The sequence below is a fragment of the Pseudomonas sp. HN2 genome (assembly GCF_020736465.1).
GTDB lineage: Bacteria > Pseudomonadota > Gammaproteobacteria > Pseudomonadales > Pseudomonadaceae > Aquipseudomonas > Aquipseudomonas moraviensis_A.
In genome coordinates, this window is the sequence record NZ_CP085885.1 from 4,013,215 (window position 1) to 4,028,207 (window position 14,993).

18 protein-coding genes are annotated in these 14,993 nt (G+C 56.5%); 14 read left to right on the forward strand and 4 right to left on the reverse strand.

The window, feature by feature from the left end; all coding sequences use genetic code 11:
- Nucleotides 1-280: 280 nt before the first annotated feature.
- Both LIS66_RS17640 and LIS66_RS17645 read right to left on the reverse strand, forming a co-directional pair.
- Nucleotides 281-1,060: a zinc ribbon domain-containing protein gene (locus LIS66_RS17640; protein ID WP_227972707.1), complete on the reverse strand. Its 780-nt coding sequence runs from the start codon at nucleotides 1,058-1,060 to the stop codon at nucleotides 281-283.
- 103 nt (nucleotides 1,061-1,163) lie between these two features.
- Entirely contained in the window at nucleotides 1,164-1,493 is a 330-nt protein-coding gene (locus tag LIS66_RS17645) for a helix-turn-helix domain-containing protein (RefSeq protein WP_227972708.1), read from the reverse strand.
- Nucleotides 1,494-1,578: 85 nt separating this feature from the next.
- Here LIS66_RS17645 and LIS66_RS17650 point away from each other — a divergent pair, with 85 nt between their 5' ends.
- The 10 genes from LIS66_RS17650 to LIS66_RS17695 all read left to right on the forward strand — a co-directional run bounded on the left by LIS66_RS17650 (nucleotide 1,579) and on the right by LIS66_RS17695 (nucleotide 7,533).
- On the forward strand, nucleotides 1,579-1,791 hold the full coding sequence (locus tag LIS66_RS17650) for a DNA-binding protein (protein WP_227972709.1): 213 nt from the start codon (nucleotides 1,579-1,581) through the stop codon (nucleotides 1,789-1,791).
- Nucleotides 1,792-1,820: 29 nt separating this feature from the next.
- Nucleotides 1,821-2,294 (forward strand): YmfL family putative regulatory protein, encoded by a 474-nt coding sequence (locus tag LIS66_RS17655; RefSeq protein WP_130887528.1) that lies wholly within the window; start codon nucleotides 1,821-1,823, stop codon nucleotides 2,292-2,294.
- A complete protein-coding gene (locus LIS66_RS17660; protein WP_038979812.1) occupies nucleotides 2,291-2,581 on the forward strand; it encodes an ogr/Delta-like zinc finger family protein in 291 nt (96 codons plus the stop codon). The genes LIS66_RS17655 and LIS66_RS17660 overlap by 4 nt, the downstream gene beginning before the upstream one ends.
- A complete protein-coding gene (locus LIS66_RS17665) occupies nucleotides 2,578-2,949 on the forward strand; it encodes a hypothetical protein (RefSeq protein ID WP_227972710.1) in 372 nt (123 codons plus the stop codon). The genes LIS66_RS17660 and LIS66_RS17665 overlap by 4 nt, the downstream gene beginning before the upstream one ends.
- Before the next feature lie 75 nt (nucleotides 2,950-3,024).
- Nucleotides 3,025-3,258 carry a hypothetical protein gene (locus tag LIS66_RS17670; RefSeq protein ID WP_086793340.1) on the forward strand — a complete coding sequence of 78 codons (234 nt, stop codon included), beginning with the start codon at nucleotides 3,025-3,027 and terminating at the stop codon, nucleotides 3,256-3,258.
- Between the two features lie 6 nt (nucleotides 3,259-3,264).
- A complete protein-coding gene (locus LIS66_RS17675) occupies nucleotides 3,265-5,979 on the forward strand; it encodes a bifunctional DNA primase/helicase (RefSeq protein WP_227972711.1) in 2,715 nt (904 codons plus the stop codon).
- Nucleotides 5,980-6,027: 48 nt separating this feature from the next.
- Nucleotides 6,028-6,324: a TGBp1 family protein gene (locus LIS66_RS17680; protein ID WP_227972712.1), complete on the forward strand. Its 297-nt coding sequence runs from the start codon at nucleotides 6,028-6,030 to the stop codon at nucleotides 6,322-6,324.
- A gap of 77 nt (nucleotides 6,325-6,401) precedes the next feature.
- On the forward strand, nucleotides 6,402-6,659 hold the full coding sequence (locus LIS66_RS17685) for a hypothetical protein (RefSeq protein WP_227972713.1): 258 nt from the start codon (nucleotides 6,402-6,404) through the stop codon (nucleotides 6,657-6,659).
- Nucleotides 6,656-6,877 carry a hypothetical protein gene (locus LIS66_RS17690; protein ID WP_227972714.1) on the forward strand — a complete coding sequence of 74 codons (222 nt, stop codon included), beginning with the start codon at nucleotides 6,656-6,658 and terminating at the stop codon, nucleotides 6,875-6,877. Before LIS66_RS17685 ends, LIS66_RS17690 begins: the two co-directional genes overlap by 4 nt.
- Nucleotides 6,878-7,257: 380 nt before the next feature.
- Nucleotides 7,258-7,533, forward strand: a complete 276-nt coding sequence (locus LIS66_RS17695; RefSeq protein WP_186566141.1) for a pyocin activator PrtN family protein — start codon at nucleotides 7,258-7,260, stop codon at nucleotides 7,531-7,533.
- Here the strand turns inward: LIS66_RS17695 and LIS66_RS17700 are convergent.
- The gene (locus LIS66_RS17700) at nucleotides 7,508-8,659 is read right to left on the reverse strand and encodes a site-specific integrase (protein ID WP_227972715.1); all 1,152 of its coding nucleotides are present in this window, start codon (nucleotides 8,657-8,659) and stop codon (nucleotides 7,508-7,510) included. The two genes, LIS66_RS17695 and LIS66_RS17700, sit on opposite strands and share 26 nt — an antisense overlap.
- A 103-nt stretch (nucleotides 8,660-8,762) precedes the next feature.
- On the opposite strand from LIS66_RS17700, the gene dusA reads away from it, so the two are divergent.
- Nucleotides 8,763-9,773, forward strand: a complete 1,011-nt coding sequence (gene dusA, locus LIS66_RS17705; RefSeq protein WP_227974527.1) for a tRNA dihydrouridine(20/20a) synthase DusA — start codon at nucleotides 8,763-8,765, stop codon at nucleotides 9,771-9,773.
- Nucleotides 9,774-9,821: 48 nt separating this feature from the next.
- Here the strand turns inward: dusA and LIS66_RS17710 are convergent, their stop codons facing one another.
- Complete coding sequence (locus LIS66_RS17710; RefSeq protein ID WP_065615901.1) at nucleotides 9,822-10,655, reverse strand: undecaprenyl-diphosphate phosphatase; 834 nt, start codon at nucleotides 10,653-10,655, stop codon at nucleotides 9,822-9,824.
- Between the two features lie 572 nt (nucleotides 10,656-11,227).
- Between LIS66_RS17710 and LIS66_RS17715 the strand changes: the two genes are divergently transcribed.
- The 3 genes from LIS66_RS17715 (at nucleotide 11,228) to LIS66_RS17725 (ending at nucleotide 14,691) form a co-directional block, all read left to right on the forward strand.
- Nucleotides 11,228-11,968 carry a winged helix-turn-helix domain-containing protein gene (locus tag LIS66_RS17715; RefSeq protein ID WP_042609073.1) on the forward strand — a complete coding sequence of 247 codons (741 nt, stop codon included), beginning with the start codon at nucleotides 11,228-11,230 and terminating at the stop codon, nucleotides 11,966-11,968.
- Nucleotides 11,969-12,245: 277 nt separating this feature from the next.
- Nucleotides 12,246-12,905: a winged helix-turn-helix domain-containing protein gene (locus LIS66_RS17720; RefSeq protein WP_227972716.1), complete on the forward strand. Its 660-nt coding sequence runs from the start codon at nucleotides 12,246-12,248 to the stop codon at nucleotides 12,903-12,905.
- A 391-nt stretch (nucleotides 12,906-13,296) separates the two neighbouring features.
- Entirely contained in the window at nucleotides 13,297-14,691 is a 1,395-nt protein-coding gene (locus LIS66_RS17725) for an undecaprenyl-phosphate glucose phosphotransferase (protein WP_042609071.1), read from the forward strand.
- The last annotated feature ends 302 nt before the right edge of the window (nucleotides 14,692-14,993 follow it).

A 14,993-nucleotide genomic window follows, 5' to 3' on the forward strand; every position in this document is an offset into this window, starting at 1 on the left:
CGTCTTGACGCTGCTGTTCATCCAGCTTTGCCAGTAGCTGCAAAAAAAGGTGCTCCAAAGGGGTAAGGTTTTCCATCATACGTACTCCATTTCCTTGTGATGGGAGGGGTGCTATTCGCAGCACTTGAACCGCCCGGGAGTCACCCATTCTCAGCACGTTTTTCTGTGCCACCAGCCCCTACAGCTCATTTGGGTCCGGACTGAATGGGTGTCGCCTCCGAGATGGCTACTCCTGTACCTCTGCACCACATTGGAAATGTAAACAGCCGTTGCTTGTGCCCTACAGCGTCGGCGAACGCGGTGGCAGCGTCATGTAGGCACCGTTCTCACCCCATCCCTGCAAGTTTCCCTTCGCGTCGACTACGTAGTACTCGCCGAAGCTGTTTTCAGGCTCATCCAGGCGAAGTCCGCCATCAGGAAGGTTCTTCGCCTGATAGCTTTCCGTGTTTTTTCCGCCATTAGGGAAAATTGAATCGATGGCGTATTTGCCGTTCCGCTTGTACAGAACCATCACGTGGCCAAGTGCACCATCCCGTATCCAGCTGCCTAACTTGTCTGGGTAAGCCTTCAGGTCGAGAGCTTGCAGGTTCTGATAATCTTGGGCACTAAGGCCGATGAGAGAGCTTTTGTAATCAGGATCAAAACTGGCGTTGGCCCAGTAGGCCTTGTCGTTCTGGCCTTCGACCCTGAAGCCGATGAATGTCGTCTTGGGCTTCGACTTCGTATCGGCGCGAACGGCCTTGGCCACTTCAGACAGCTCCGCATCACTTACACGTTTGGGTAAGACGACTTCAACCTTACGAGGTCGCCCCTCTTGGAAATCGTCTTTAGTGATCGTGTATGCCTTGGTCGCAACGTTCTGCGTAACCTGTTCGACAGGCTCGTCTTTGTTATCCCGAGAGCACATCGACACTGTCACAGCGATGATGACTACCAGAATGATAAACCCGCCGATCTTTTGGCCGAGGGTGACTCCTGGATCGGCCACGCCACAGCTGGGACAAACCTTCGCTGAAATATCTACTTTGTGTTTGCAAGACTTGCAGGGCTTCAAAGCCATTCGAACCGCTCCTTTCTATATCCATGAAAAAGCCGGCCATCGTGGCCGGCGTGTTGCACCCACTTTCCTGACCAGTGTTTGCTCGGTCAGCTTTTTTCCTTTGTCACATCACACTTGCGGCCTTCGCAAAAGCCGCGGCCATGCGAAACAGAACCTCCCGATCAGGTTCGCCAATGTGCTGATAGACCTCAAGAAACTTTGCCGCCTCGGTACTGATGCTCCCTGCGGCGGTTGGTTTGCGCTCGCCTGTCACGACATAAAGAACGTCTACGCCCAATTCGGCAGCGGCAGCCAAGTACTTAGCGTCGGGACTACCTGAACCTTTTTCATAATTTATTTGGGTGGTTTTACCGACACCACCAGCAGCACCTAAATCAGTCTGGCTGAGGCCTAGACGCGACCTCTCTTCCTTCAGCCGTTCACCGATGGTCATATTTTTTGAACCCCACACATTGACAGGTTCAATTTACTGAACCAATATCATCAAACCATTACGCGAAATCACACGAATTTGAACTATGCACGCCACCTATGCACCCGAGCAAGCCTGCCAGGCCGCTAGAACGCGGCTGGAACGCAAAGGCATGTCCGTAAAGGACTTTGCCCTTCAGAACGATTTGCACCCCTCAACCGTGTACGCGGTATTGAACGGCCAGAAGAAGTGCCTGCGGGGCGAAGCCCACCGCGCCGCAGTACTTCTCGGTATCAAAGATCGCGTGATTGAAAACTAAGCCCGTTGGCTCAGGGAGGAAACCAGAAGATGAAACGCCCCGTTCTAGCCAACAGGAAAGACGTTGTCAGTGCAGTGATCGGCGCCTACCAGGGCGGGCGGATTTACGCCGCTGCCGACTTGGGAATGCCGCTCAAAAAATTCGATAACCAGGCTTACGAGAACGCCGGTAGCCGACCGCTGAGTGACGACCATATCCATCGTCTCGAACAAGTAGCAGGTACGACCTTCCTGCCGGACTACATCGCAGCCAAATACGGCGGCATGTTCGTCCCACTGACGGCGCCAGCGGATCTGGACAACGTCGAGCTGTACAACCGCTCAGTCAAAGCCGCCGCCAAACGCGGAATGGTGGACCAGATCATCGCCAAAGCACTCGACGACGGCGTCATTGAGTCCTGCGAAGCCCAAGCCATCATCAACGCCCTGATGCACTACATGTCCGCCCGCTACGCCGAAGTGTTGGCCACCATTCAATTGCACGGTCGGGGGTTCGCCGGGTGAGTACTTACAAACTTGTCTGCCCGCACTGCCTCGGCCGCATGCGCATCCGCACCAGCGAAGGCACACACATTTTCCTGCGCGTGGCCTACCTCCAATGCACCAACGAGGCCTGCGGCTGGTCGGTGCGTGCCGAGTTCGAAATGACTCACGAAATGAGTCCCAGCGGCATGGCCAATCCATCGGTGCGTTTGCCCATTGCCGACATCGCCCTGCGCCGCGCCGCGATGAAGACCGCCAACGATCAACCCGACCTGCTCGACCAAATGGAAATGGAGTGTGCGCAATGAACCTCGATCAGTTGACTCACGATTACCGCAGCAGCATGCAACGTGCCGCGTTCGCTTACCTGCAACGGCACGAAGCGCAGTACCTGGTGGATTCGGACCTGCTTTATGAAAACTGCGTTCGCCACTTGGCTACGTCTCTTGAGGTGCCTGTCTTCATGGCGGAGCGACTGGTGCATAACGCCTGGACTGAATTGCAGGTGATCAATCAGCGCAAGTGGATCGGTGTGGACTGGGGCAACAGCCCCGGCTGCACGGTCGTGCACTTGATCGACACCCGTGCTGATCTGCGCTACCCGGTACCGGCGAGGCTGCTGCCGCAAAGCCTGCTCGCCCAGCGCGGTTCCGCGCACAAGCACCACCCTCAGTAACCCCTTTTTAAACACCCCGCCCTGCCCCGCTTCCCGTGGGTTTGGGTGAGCTTTGCCTGAAATCCGAGGTGGACCATGGAAATCGACATCGCCATCACCGCAAAACTGCCCCGCGCACAGGCCGAAGCCCTGCTCCAGGCACTGCGCGCCCAGTACTCCATGCAGTTCAACGAGTACTGGTATGACGACCGGTTTCGCATGATCCCCGAGGGTTTACGGCACGGCTCGCTGCTGTCGGCCTTCCCCGTGATGGCCGCGCAAAAACGCCTGATTGGCGCCCTTAAACACAGTCTCGGCGAAGTGAAGTAAGCCCCGATGAACATGAAACACGATTTGCGCGCCGACATTCTGCAACGCCTTGAATCCGACTACGGACTCAAACACAAAGCCGGCAAATACATGCGCCAGGGCGAATGCCCGGCATGCAAGAAGAAGGAGCTGTACGCCTTCCACGATGACCCGTGGATGATCCGATGCGGCCGGGGCAAGTGTGGCCAGACTTGGCACGTTAAAGAGATTTACGAAGACCTATTCGAAGACTGGAGCAAGCGCGCGCCGGCCAGCGAGCAACACCCCAGCGCCACCGCCCGTGCCTATCTGGAATTTGCCCGAGGCTTTCAGCTTGATCTGATTCAAGGCTGGTTTACGCAGGAAACGTATTTCTCCGGCGAGCTGAATGCCGGCAGCGCGACGGTGCGTTTTGCGTTGGAAAAAGGTGGCTACTGGGAGCGCCTGATCGACCGGCCGCACCGGTTCGGCAAGATGAAAGCGCGGTTCAAGCCTGGCGATAGCCCGCGTGGGTACTGGTGGTGCCCGCCATGTGTCGAGCTGCTGGATGTCAAAGAGCTGTGGATTGTCGAGGGCATCTTTGACGCCATCGCTCTGGTGCATAACGGCATTGCAGCCGTGTCGGCAATGTCGTCTGCCTTCTTCCCTGAAGAGTCTCTGAAAGAGCTGGCCCGGCAGCGCGGCGGCAAATTGCCCAAGCTCATTTGGGCATTGGACAACGAACCCGGCGCGCACAAATACACCAAGCGATGGGTGCGTCAGGCTCGCGCTCTGGGCTACGAGTGCGAAGCGGCACAGATCCCGCAATCGGACAGCCGCAAGGTTGATTGGAACGATCTGCATCAGCGCTGGGCATTCATCGATGACGAGAGCGAGCGTGCCGAGCAGATCGACAAGGATCTGGCCACGGCGCGCTATCACGGCTCCTTGCTGATCGCCGAAAGCGCGTCAGAGAAAGGCGTGCTGATGTACGAATGGCGCGAGCGCCATGAGTTTCACTTCGGCTTCGACAGCCGGCTCTACTGGTTCAAGATGGACCTGGAGAAATTCAACAAGGCCATGCAGGCGCTGGAGTCCTCCGATCGCCACGAAGACCAGCTGTTGAACGAAAAGCAGCGTCGTGAAAAGGCCCTGCGCCAATGTGGTGGCGTGGTGGAAATCGCCAACTGCTACCCACAGGCGCTGTACTTCCAGCGCAACGAAGTCACCGACGAATCCTGGTACTACTTCCGCGTCGATTTCCCGCACGACAGCGGCAGCGTCAAGAACACTTTCACCGGTGGCCAGGTCGCGGCCGCCAGCGAATTCAAGAAACGCTTGCTCAGCATGGCCGCCGGCGCGGTGTTCACCGGCAGCGGACAGCAGCTCGACAAGATCATGAAGGACCAGCTGTTCGGCCTGAAAACGGTCGAGACCATCGACTTCATCGGCTACAGCAAACTGCACGGCTGCTACGTGTTTGGCGATATCGCGGTACGCGGCGGCATTGTCAGCGTGGTGAACAAAGAAGACTTTTTCGAGTTCGGCAAGCTGCGGCTCAAGACATTGCAGAAGTCTATCGCCATGCACATTCAGCGCGACAGCAAGCAGTACCGCACTGACTGGCTGCCGATGCTGTGGCTGTGCTTCGGTGCCAAAGGAATCGTCGCCCTGGCGTTCTGGTTTGGCTCGCTGTTCGCCGAGCAGATCCGTGCACAGTACAAGTCCTTTCCGTTCCTTGAGGTCACTGGTGAAGCGGGCGCCGGCAAGACCACGCTGCTGACTTTCCTGTGGAAACTGCTCGGCCGCGAGCATGAAGGTTTTGACCCGTCGAAATCGACCCGCGCCGGCCGTCAGCGCGCCATGGGCCAGGTCTCCAACATGCCAGTGGTGCTGATCGAGGGCGACCGCAACGAGCCGGATAAAGCGCACGCCAAGGGTTTCGACTGGGACGAGCTGAAAGACTTCTATGGCGGCGGCACGCTCGGCACCAAAGGCATGAAGACCAGCGGCAACGAGACCTACGAACCGCCGTTCCGTGGCGCGATTGCGATCAGCCAGAACGCTGATGTCAGCGCATCCGAAGCGATCCTGACCCGGATTATCAAATCCCACTTTGCGCGGCCGGAAGTCACCACCGAGAGCCGTGCAGCGGCTGACAACCTGAACCTGATCCCGGTCGAGCAACTGAGCCACTTTCTGTTGCTGGCCGTCCGTGCCGAAGCCCAGGTGATGGCCAAGTTCTCCGAACGCGTGCTGGTCCATGAGCAGCAACTGCGAAAGCTCAAAGAAATCCGCGTGGAGCGCATCATCAAGAACCACAGCCAGTTGATGGCCCTGGTCGATTGCCTGCGCCTGGTCTGCCCGCTCGATGACAACCACGTCGCCACAACGCATCAGGCTCTGATGGTCATGGCGCTGGAGCGGCAAGCCGCGATCAGTGCCGACCACCCGCTGGTTGCCGAATTTTGGGAAGTCTACGAATACCTCGAAAGCCTGGGCGAAGGCCCGCAGGTCAACCACAGCACCGACCCGAAACTCATTGCGATCAACCTCAACGAGTTCGCCGAAAAGGCCAGCGAGCATCGGCAGAACCTGGCCGACCTCAAGACCTTGCGCGGGCTGCTGGTCAACAGCCGCAGCCACAAATGGCTGGAATCCAATAAGGCCGTGTACAGCGCCGTGCGCGCTTCACAAGCCGCCGGCAACGCGATGTTCAACAAACCCACCACTGTGCGCTGCTGGATTTTTCAGAGCGCGTAAACCGCAACCAGCGCTGCAACGCTGGGCACATTCCAAAGGAGAAGCACCATGCAAGTTCAAGTCATCACCGGCAATGCAGGCACGGGCAAGACGACAAAACTGAGGTCGATCGAGGCCCAGCAACTGGCCGAAGGAAAACCGGCCGCGATCATGTACGCGGAAGCGTATTCGCATCGAGGCCTGCTCATAGCCTTGGAGGTCAGGTTGGAACGCGGCGAGCGGACGCTGCTTGTCGACGATTGCTCGAGCAAGCAGATCGAGGAGGTTTTGCAGTGGCAACGGGAGGTCGATGGCAACGAGCGGTTCAAAGACTTGGCGATTCACCTGGTTCGCCGCGCGGGCTGAACGAAGTTCATGCCAGAAAGAAGTGATGCCGAGGGGCTGCAACCCCTCGACACCGACCACCGCAAAGGAGAAGCACCATGCAAGCACAAAACCCAAGTGGCAGCAGCACAGAGGCTATCACGAAGCCACTGGAATTCGGCGTCGCTGACTTCGACACCCTGCTGCGTGAGGTGGAACAACTCAGACAGTTCAAGGAATCCATCAAGCGCACCTGTGAAAACCCGAAAAATCGAACGAGGCAGACCCAGTTGCAGATGTGCAGATTTCTCGATGAGCTGCGGCTGACGGCGATCAATGTAGGCGCGGTAGGTGCGGGAAACGCGGAGGCGCGATGAACGCAAATCCCGATCCTGCTTCGCGCATCCGCCCGCCCATGGCCAGTCATCGCCTGGACCTGCCCAGTTGCTGCGACATTTGCGGCAAAGCCCGATCCACCCGCAAGCATCAACGGTGTAGCCGGATCAGGCAGCAGCGCAAGTCTGTTGAGTGGGCCGAGTTGATGGCAGCGCGAGCTGAAGCGAAGAACAAAAAACTTCGGCGCTACACGCGCTGAACCGAATCACAGGGCGAACAACGGGGAGCTGCAACTCCCCATCGCCCGCAACGGGGAGAAGCACCATGCAAATGCTCAAACGTATAGAACCGAACATCTCTCAGCAGCAGGCCGCGCTATGACTGTTTTCCTGCTGCTGTACCTGTGCGCAGATGCGTCTCGGACAGATTGCCAGGTATTTCCGGCGCAGCACTGGATTGGCGATACGGCATATGAACAGTGCCTCGACGCTGTTCCCGGACTCACCAAAGCCCTGACCGCAACCAACCGTCAACGGCACAGATTCGTCTGTGAGATCCAGACGGAGGCCGCAAAGCCGGCGGAAGAAGTAGCCCGGACGAGGTTCATTCATCAATCGTTTCGGATGTGAGGGGAGCATCATGAACACAGCTTTTATTCTGATGGCCCAGTACGAAGGCCAAGCGATTATCCCGCTTGACCGGGTGTGTCGGGACTACTTCACACACCTGACGCCGGACATGTTCCAGCGCAAGGTGATGAGTGGGCAGATAAAAATTCCGATCACCCGACTCGAGCCGAGCCAGAAGTCCGCCAAGGGCATCCACATCGGCGACCTGGCGGCTTACCTCGATCTCCAGCGCGCCGCCGCGGTGAAAGAGAACAACCAGCTCAACGGCTTAAAACCCGCCTTTTGAGCCACTTCATTGATGCGGCGCCCAGTTGGACGGGCGCCCTCAATATCTTTTCGTGCCACTCCCACCCCACATACCGATCACCCTTACCGCGCAGGTGGGTGTAGCGTCGCAGCGAGTTCCAGTCTCTGTGCCCCGACACGCTCGCCACGCGCGGAATGTCCCAGTCCATTTCGAACAACCGGCTGACACCTTCATGCCGGAGGTCGTGAAAGTGCAGGTCAGCGATTTCCAGGAATTTGCAGGCCTTCGCCCAGGAGGTGGAAATAGACTCAGGGCTGTACGGGAAAATGTCTTCGCCGGCCTTCGGCATCGTTTGGAGGATCTGCCACGCTTCATCAGGCAAGTAACACCAGACGTCGTTGCCGATCTTCTGGCCAGGGTTCTTCATGTCCCGAACCAGGACTCGCTGGCCGGCCTCGTCCACGTCCGCCCAACGAATGCGGGTGATTTCATCGAGACGGCGGGTTGAGAATAGGGCGAAGCCGACGACCTTCAGCATGTTGGTGACGCTGCGGCGGCGGGCCTGCATTTCCTCGTAGTGCGTCATGAGCTTGCCCAACTCTTCAAGTGTCGGACGGCGGTCCCGCTCGCGACTCTTGAGGTTGTAGCCGAGTTTGCGCAGCACTCGCCGGGCGCCGGCCATGGCCAGCGGATCGACCTGATAACCCCATGCGTCCCGAGCGATGGAAAGCACAGCGCCGAGGTGCGCGAGATCGTTTCCAGCCGTTTGCGGCTGGACGCCCCCGCCTTCGGCGCTCATCCGCCACAGGGCGAAGTCCACCAGGCATTGGGTATTGATGTCGGTGTCATTGAGCTTGCCGAAGTAGCTGGCACCGATAGCCGTGAGCGTGGCCTTCTTGGTTTTGCCCAGCGGCCGCGCTTTTTCAACTTCGCGCAGGTATTGATCGATCATTTCCTTGGCAGTGGCGCCTTTGCGGCTCGCCCGCTCGATCGCACCTGGTTCATCCAGTTCCGATTCACGCTTACGCGCCCAGGCCTGGGCGGCCTGTTTCCGGGCGAAGGTCTGGCTCTCTTGGTAGACTTGCACTCCGTCACGCTTGATGCGGATCTGAGCGGTGTAGCTCATAGACCCATCCGCCAGTTTTCTTGCCCTGATAGCTGCCATATCGAAAGTGGTACGCGTCGGTTTTGAAGTGGTACATCGTACCACCGAGACCTGAAAAAGGCCTGAAAACGCCCAAAAACACGCCGAATACACGTTGAGTAAAATGGTACAGAATCAGAGCTTTAGCCCAGTAAAACCAAGGCCTACGCTGTCTCGGCGGTTTAGCGTCGCACCCATGATGGATTGGACGGACCGCCATTGCCGGTACTTCCTGCGCCTGCTTTCCAAGCACGCCCTGCTCTACACCGAAATGGTCACCACTGGCGCGTTGCTCAACGGCGATCACGAACGTTTCCTCCGTCACCACGAAGCCGAGCACCCGCTCGCGTTGCAGTTGGGCGGTAGCGTTCCGCTTGATCTCGCGGCCTGCGCGCGTATGGCGCAAGAGCACGGCTACGACGAAGTGAACCTGAACGTTGGCTGCCCGAGCGATCGTGTGCAGAACAACATGATCGGCGCGTGCCTGATGGGGCATCCGCAGCTTGTGGCGGATTGTGTGAAGGCGATGCGCGATGCGGTGTCGATTCCGGTGACGGTAAAGCACCGCATCGGCATCAACGGACGCGACAGTTATGCCGAGCTGTGCGATTTCGTCGGTACGGTGCGCGATGCCGGGTGCACGAGTTTTACCGTGCATGCGCGGATTGCGATTCTCGAAGGGTTGTCGCCGAAGGAGAATCGCGACATTCCGCCGTTGCGTTATGACGTCGCGGCGCAGTTGAAGGCGGATTTTCCGGAGCTGGAGATTGTGTTGAACGGCGGGATCAAGACCATGGAGGCCTGCCATGAGCATCTGCAGACTTTCGACGGTGTGATGTTGGGGCGTGAGGCTTATCACAATCCGTATTTGCTGGCAGAGGTCGATCAGCAGTTGTTCGGCAGTAACGCGCCGGTGATCAGCCGGGCTGGAGCGTTGGCGCAGTTGCGGCCTTATATTGCCGAACATCTGCTGGCCGGTGGTGCGATGCATCACATCACGCGGCATGTGCTGGGTTTGGGTACCGGATTCCCCGGGGCGCGCAAGTTTCGGCAGCTGTTGTCGGTGGATATTCACAAGGCCACGGATCCGCTGGCGTTGCTGGGTCAGGCGGCGGAGTTGCTCGAAGGGCGTTGATGCCCTGCCCTCAACAGCCGGGCGGTTTGATCCGCCTGGCTTGACGCCTCAACCGGCCGCAGCCGCCGTCCAGTTCACCCAGCCAAACACCCACGTCGCCAGAATCAACAAACCAAAACCGATCCGGTACCACGCGAACGCCGCATAGCTGTGGTTGGCAATAAACTTCAGCAAGCCACGCACGGCGATCATCGCAAAGATGAATGCGGTGACGAAGCCGAGGGCGAAGACTGGCAGGTCGTTGGGCTGAAACAGGTCGCGGTATTTATAGCCGGAGTACACCGCGGCGCCGACCATGGTCGGCATGGCGAGGAAGAACGAGAACTCGGTCGCGGCTTTGCGTGAGAGGCCGAAGAGCAGACCGCCGATGATGGTCGAACCGGAGCGCGAGGTGCCGGGAATCATCGCCAGGCATTGTACGAAACCGACTTTTAGCGCGTGAGACCAGCGCATGTCGTCGACATGTTCGACGCTGACCACATGGCTACGCTGTTCCGCCCATAACATGACGATGCCGCCGACAACCAGGGCAACCGCAACGGTGATCGGGTTGAAGAGATATTCATGGATCGCGTCGGCGAATAACACGCCGAGAATAACGGCGGGGAGAAACGCGATCAGCAGATTAAGGGTAAAACGTTGTGCATTGCGCTCGGTGGGCAGACCTTTGACGATTTCGAAGATCTTCGGACGGAATTCCCACACCACCGCAAGAATAGCCCCCAGTTGAATAATGATGTTGAACGCCATCGCGCGTTCGCCGCCGAATTCGAGCAGGTCGGCGACAATAATCTGGTGACCGGTACTCGAGATCGGCAAGAACTCGGTCAAGCCTTCTACCGCGCCCAATATCAACACCTGGAAAAGGGTCCAGAAATCCATTAATCCTCCGTCAGAGCACTCAAGACGAGCGACCGGTCAATAACACTCAGGGGTTGAGTATCTGAAGTTACACAATTGGCTTTTATGAATATCAAAAGATCGCAGGCTTCGGCAGCTCCTGTAGGGGAACGCATTTCAAGCGTAGGAGCTGCCGAAGGCTGCGATCTTTTGGTGTTGAAGAATAGGTCTAACGGATTGCCACACTCAAGTCATGTTAGTAATCGTCGGTCGACGAACTTAACTGGAAAAATTTACATCTATCACAACAATTATTTCAGTTCAGATATGAAATGTGATCAACTTCACACAATCAGGACATGGCCAACCCATGGCAAAAGGACATAGACAAAGCCATCGCTATAAGCTCAAAATAGTGGCACCATTGCATATAGCCATCACACACGCATTAGTTCACAACCCCCGAAAAATCAACTAAAAGCTTGAAAAGCTTACTTATTGTTAGAAAACTCGGGAGACACGTCTAAAATCCGCGTAAATGTTACCAATTGTCAGTCACAGATGAGAACCGGTGCTTTAACATCCCGATGTCAGCACCTAATTCGAGTCAACGCATGATGCTCTCAGGGAACTTGGCGACTAGAAGTCCGCGCCCGACAAATGATGAATCCGGTGTTCTTGCTCTGGGTCGTACCTTGGGTGTGGCCGATCATTTTACGACGCTGATCGCAAAGCACGTGCAGCCCGATATGATCTTGGAAACAGGTGCTTTCACTAGTTCATATAAACAGCAGCGTTACATCGATTCCTATCGCGCCATCTTCCTCATCATCGATAGCCCACAGGCCCTCGAAGACAATTTGGCGCTGATACAGAATCTGCGCGATGCGAACTTGAAACCGCTTATTTGCGCAGTCATCACCGGCCGCGGGGCGGTCAACAAGATCAAGTATTATCTCGCCGGCGCCGATGCCTGTATCAAGCTCAACACACTGAGCGATGACAGCGACGACTTGCTCACGGAGTTCTTCAACAGCGAAGACTGGCAGCGGGATATCACTCTGACGCTTGATCCGACGCGGATCTGCCTGCTGGACAGTCGGCGCAAACTCGATATTTCTTTCGCCGAGATGAAGATCCTCGAGGCCTTTGCGCAGACCGCCAATCACATTCTGAGCCATGATGAAATCGCCAGCATCATGGGCCTCAACGCCAATTTCTACGATCCTCGGGCACTGGAGAAATCTATCAGCCGCTTGCGTGGAAAAATCAAGGACATGTATGGTACAAACGCGATTCAGAGCATCCGCGGCTACGGCTATCGCCTGATGCGGGGCCTGATATCGACTGCCTGAGTCTCGGGCAGTCTTCCCTTTTGCATACGTACGAAGGATCGTCTGATGCAGCCATATCGTTTCAGTTCCGCTTCATATTTATTAAAACTCAAGCACTTGAATGAGCGCGGCAACACGCCACATAACAATAAAACTCCATAACATAGCAGCAGATCGAGTGGAATTTATCGACGGCCATTTTCGGCCCGAACCCTGCCTACGATTACTTCCGAGGAAGTCATTGCTCGCCTGCCGATTTATCTTTTAGCCAATTTTGGTGTGTATTTAGGAGAGAGACATGGAAACGAGTACAACCCTCCCCAGAAAATATTTTGTAGTTGTGACGCACAGCACAACGTCGCAGCGTGAACTGGAAAGCATTTTGTCCAGTGAGCGTTTCAATTCGTTTGGCACGTCGCAGGCACAAATGTTTGTTGAAGGTGTTGCTTCGCCCTCTTCCGCCCCGATGGTCATGGAGTTCAGTTACCCAAGTCTTAGCCGAAAGAACGTTGCGCGCAGTATCGAACATGATACTCAACGCATACTGGCCACCCTTGAAAATGAATGGCGAGCCGCGCAAACAGACAACCCGTTCCAGAGCTTTCCGGCAGTTAGTGCAGAACGAGCACATATCTCGAATGTCAGCGAGAGTCCTGACGCCTGCAGCGACACCTGGCATCTTGACGATGATCAAGGCGTACTGCTCAAGGACAACATCGCAATCAGCCTGACTGGCCTGGAAACCGCCCTGGTCCGGAAAATGCTGACCCATGAAGAACGGGTGGTCAGTCGCGATGACTTGATCATCAGTATTGGCCGGGAACCGGAGCAATACCGTGGTCTGGAGATGTGCCTGAGCCGCTTGCAGGATAAATTCAAGAGCGCGAGTAATGGCGAGCGATTGTTTCGAGCCGTAAGAAATCGCGGATATTGCTTGATCCAGGAAGTCGTCGCGTAATCACAGGCGACATTCTAACCAAGACAAACAGATATAAAGTGCGACTACAACAACAAGAAGAGCACTCTGTTTGGTTTTTCCTCCCTGATTCAATAAAAGCTTCCCTGCCTCCACCCCGCCAACAGTAACAAATACATCCCCGCCTTTTCATCCCCCTCTCTACGACCTTTTCTAACAGACTGGTATTTAAATATTAGAAAGTTGGCATTATGCCATCTTGTTAGAACTCGTCAGACACCATTCCCAACAATAACTTAGTCTATTGGCTGACGACAGTTCGGCTCTCGATGTTGTTACCTCAAGACACTCGCTAAAACAAAAACAATAAGTCTGCATAACAACTCGGCTTTCAACTGTTGAAACCTGAATGGACGTCTTTTGGGGATATCGTATGGATCTTTCTCTCAGTATTAATCGAAGCACGGGCCTCAAGGGACTGACCTTTTGGGGCCAATGGGCGCTGGCACAGGCTTTCGTTGTGACGCTGTTGTTCATCCTCGCTGAACAGCACACCGGCACCGTCGCGTTCTACTACCGAATGTGCGCTACCCTCGCCGTCCTGGCCTCGGTGCCGGCTTACACATTCAGCGGCGTTTATCGCAAACGCGACAACTACCTGACTGGCCTCGGCCGTCTGTTCATGGGTTGGTCGATGACCATGGCCGCGCTGGCGTGCATCGCGTTTGTCTGCCAGGCCGATGAGCTGTTTTCCCGTCAGGTGATCCTGAGCTGGGCGGTGTACGGCTTCCTCGGTCAGGCCTTCCTCTACGCGCCGCTGCATGCGTTTTCCAAGTACTACCAGCGTTCGCGTAAAAGCGAGCACCGGACGCTGATCGTCGGCACTGGCGAACTGGCGCTCGGCCTGGCGAAGAAACTCAGCCAACTGGAAAACCTGCCGCTGATCGGTCTGGTCAGCAACGGCGACAAACCAGTCCTCGCCGCGGACGCACCACGCGTCGTCGGCGCTCAGGATGAGTTGCTCGAACTGATCGAGGCTCACGACATCCGCCGCTTGTACATCACCCTGCCGCTGTGCGAAGCCGCCAAAATCGAGGCGATGTATGTCGATCTGCTCGGGGCCAACGTCGATGTGGTGTGGGTGCCGGATCTCAACAGCCTGACCCTGCTCAACCACTCGGTGAAAGTCGTGGACGGCCTGCCGGCGATCTACCTGAACGAAAGCCCCCTGACCAGCCGCCCGACCGCTGCCCTGAGCAAAAGTCTGGTTGAGAAGACCGTGGCGTTCCTGGCGATCATTGCCCTCAGTCCGCTGCTGTTGATCATCGCGCTGGCGGTTAAACTCAACTCGCCCGGCCCGGTGTTTTTCAAGCAGGATCGTCATGGCTGGAACGGCAAGGTGATCAAGGTCTGGAAATTTCGCTCGATGCGTGTCCACGATGATCGCGAAGTGAAACAGGCCAGTCGTAATGACTCGCGTATCACCGCTGTGGGTCGCTTTATCCGCCGCACGTCGCTGGATGAGTTGCCGCAACTGTTCAACGTGTTGCAGGGGCATATGGCTCTGGTGGGTCCGCGTCCACATGCTGTTGCGCACAACAACTACTACTCGGGCAAGATCCTCGCCTACATGGCGCGTCACCGAATCAAACCGGGGATCACCGGGCTTGCACAGATCAGTGGCTGCCGCGGCGAAACCGACACCATCGACAAGATGCAGAAGCGTGTCGAGATCGACCTGCAGTACATCAACAGCTGGTCGTTGTGGCTGGACCTGAAGATCCTGGTAAAAACCCCGTTTACGTTGTTATCGAAAGATATTTACTGAGGTTCACAACTTCAGATCGCAAGGGGACGAAAGTCCCCTTTTTTGTGGGCGGGATTTGGCACAAGGGTATCGAACACAGGTGCGCCCCCTGTGGGGGTTGGGTTATGGCCGGGTTCTGTAATTGGATGACGATCAAATGTAGGAGTGAGCCTGCTCGCGATGGCGGTGTGTCAGTCAATGATGATGTCGGCTGACATGACGCTATCGCGAGCAGGCTCACTCCTACAAGGGGCTTTGAGACATGGCCGGGATGTGTGGCGCGACGCAGATCAACTGTAGGAGTGAGCCTGCTCGCGATGGCG

What these genes read in the sequence shown, in the direction of transcription:
- LIS66_RS17640 (WP_227972707.1), bottom strand. Translation starts at nt 1,060, where the DNA reads ATGGCTTTGAAGCCCTGCAAGTCTTGCAAACACAAAGTAGATATTTCA.
- LIS66_RS17645 (WP_227972708.1), bottom strand. Translation starts at nt 1,493, where the DNA reads ATGACCATCGGTGAACGGCTGAAGGAAGAGAGGTCGCGTCTAGGCCTC.
- LIS66_RS17650 (WP_227972709.1), top strand. Translation starts at nt 1,579, where the DNA reads ATGCACGCCACCTATGCACCCGAGCAAGCCTGCCAGGCCGCTAGAACG.
- LIS66_RS17655 (WP_130887528.1), top strand. Translation starts at nt 1,821, where the DNA reads ATGAAACGCCCCGTTCTAGCCAACAGGAAAGACGTTGTCAGTGCAGTG.
- LIS66_RS17665 (WP_227972710.1), top strand. Translation starts at nt 2,578, where the DNA reads ATGAACCTCGATCAGTTGACTCACGATTACCGCAGCAGCATGCAACGT.
- LIS66_RS17670 (WP_086793340.1), top strand. Translation starts at nt 3,025, where the DNA reads ATGGAAATCGACATCGCCATCACCGCAAAACTGCCCCGCGCACAGGCC.
- LIS66_RS17675 (WP_227972711.1), top strand. Translation starts at nt 3,265, where the DNA reads ATGAACATGAAACACGATTTGCGCGCCGACATTCTGCAACGCCTTGAA.
- LIS66_RS17680 (WP_227972712.1), top strand. Translation starts at nt 6,028, where the DNA reads ATGCAAGTTCAAGTCATCACCGGCAATGCAGGCACGGGCAAGACGACA.
- LIS66_RS17685 (WP_227972713.1), top strand. Translation starts at nt 6,402, where the DNA reads ATGCAAGCACAAAACCCAAGTGGCAGCAGCACAGAGGCTATCACGAAG.
- LIS66_RS17690 (WP_227972714.1), top strand. Translation starts at nt 6,656, where the DNA reads ATGAACGCAAATCCCGATCCTGCTTCGCGCATCCGCCCGCCCATGGCC.
- LIS66_RS17695 (WP_186566141.1), top strand. Translation starts at nt 7,258, where the DNA reads ATGAACACAGCTTTTATTCTGATGGCCCAGTACGAAGGCCAAGCGATT.
- LIS66_RS17700 (WP_227972715.1), bottom strand. Translation starts at nt 8,659, where the DNA reads ATGGCAGCTATCAGGGCAAGAAAACTGGCGGATGGGTCTATGAGCTAC.
- dusA (WP_227974527.1), top strand. Translation starts at nt 8,763, where the DNA reads ATGGTACAGAATCAGAGCTTTAGCCCAGTAAAACCAAGGCCTACGCTG.
- LIS66_RS17710 (WP_065615901.1), bottom strand. Translation starts at nt 10,655, where the DNA reads ATGGATTTCTGGACCCTTTTCCAGGTGTTGATATTGGGCGCGGTAGAA.
- LIS66_RS17715 (WP_042609073.1), top strand. Translation starts at nt 11,228, where the DNA reads ATGATGCTCTCAGGGAACTTGGCGACTAGAAGTCCGCGCCCGACAAAT.
- LIS66_RS17720 (WP_227972716.1), top strand. Translation starts at nt 12,246, where the DNA reads ATGGAAACGAGTACAACCCTCCCCAGAAAATATTTTGTAGTTGTGACG.
- LIS66_RS17725 (WP_042609071.1), top strand. Translation starts at nt 13,297, where the DNA reads ATGGATCTTTCTCTCAGTATTAATCGAAGCACGGGCCTCAAGGGACTG.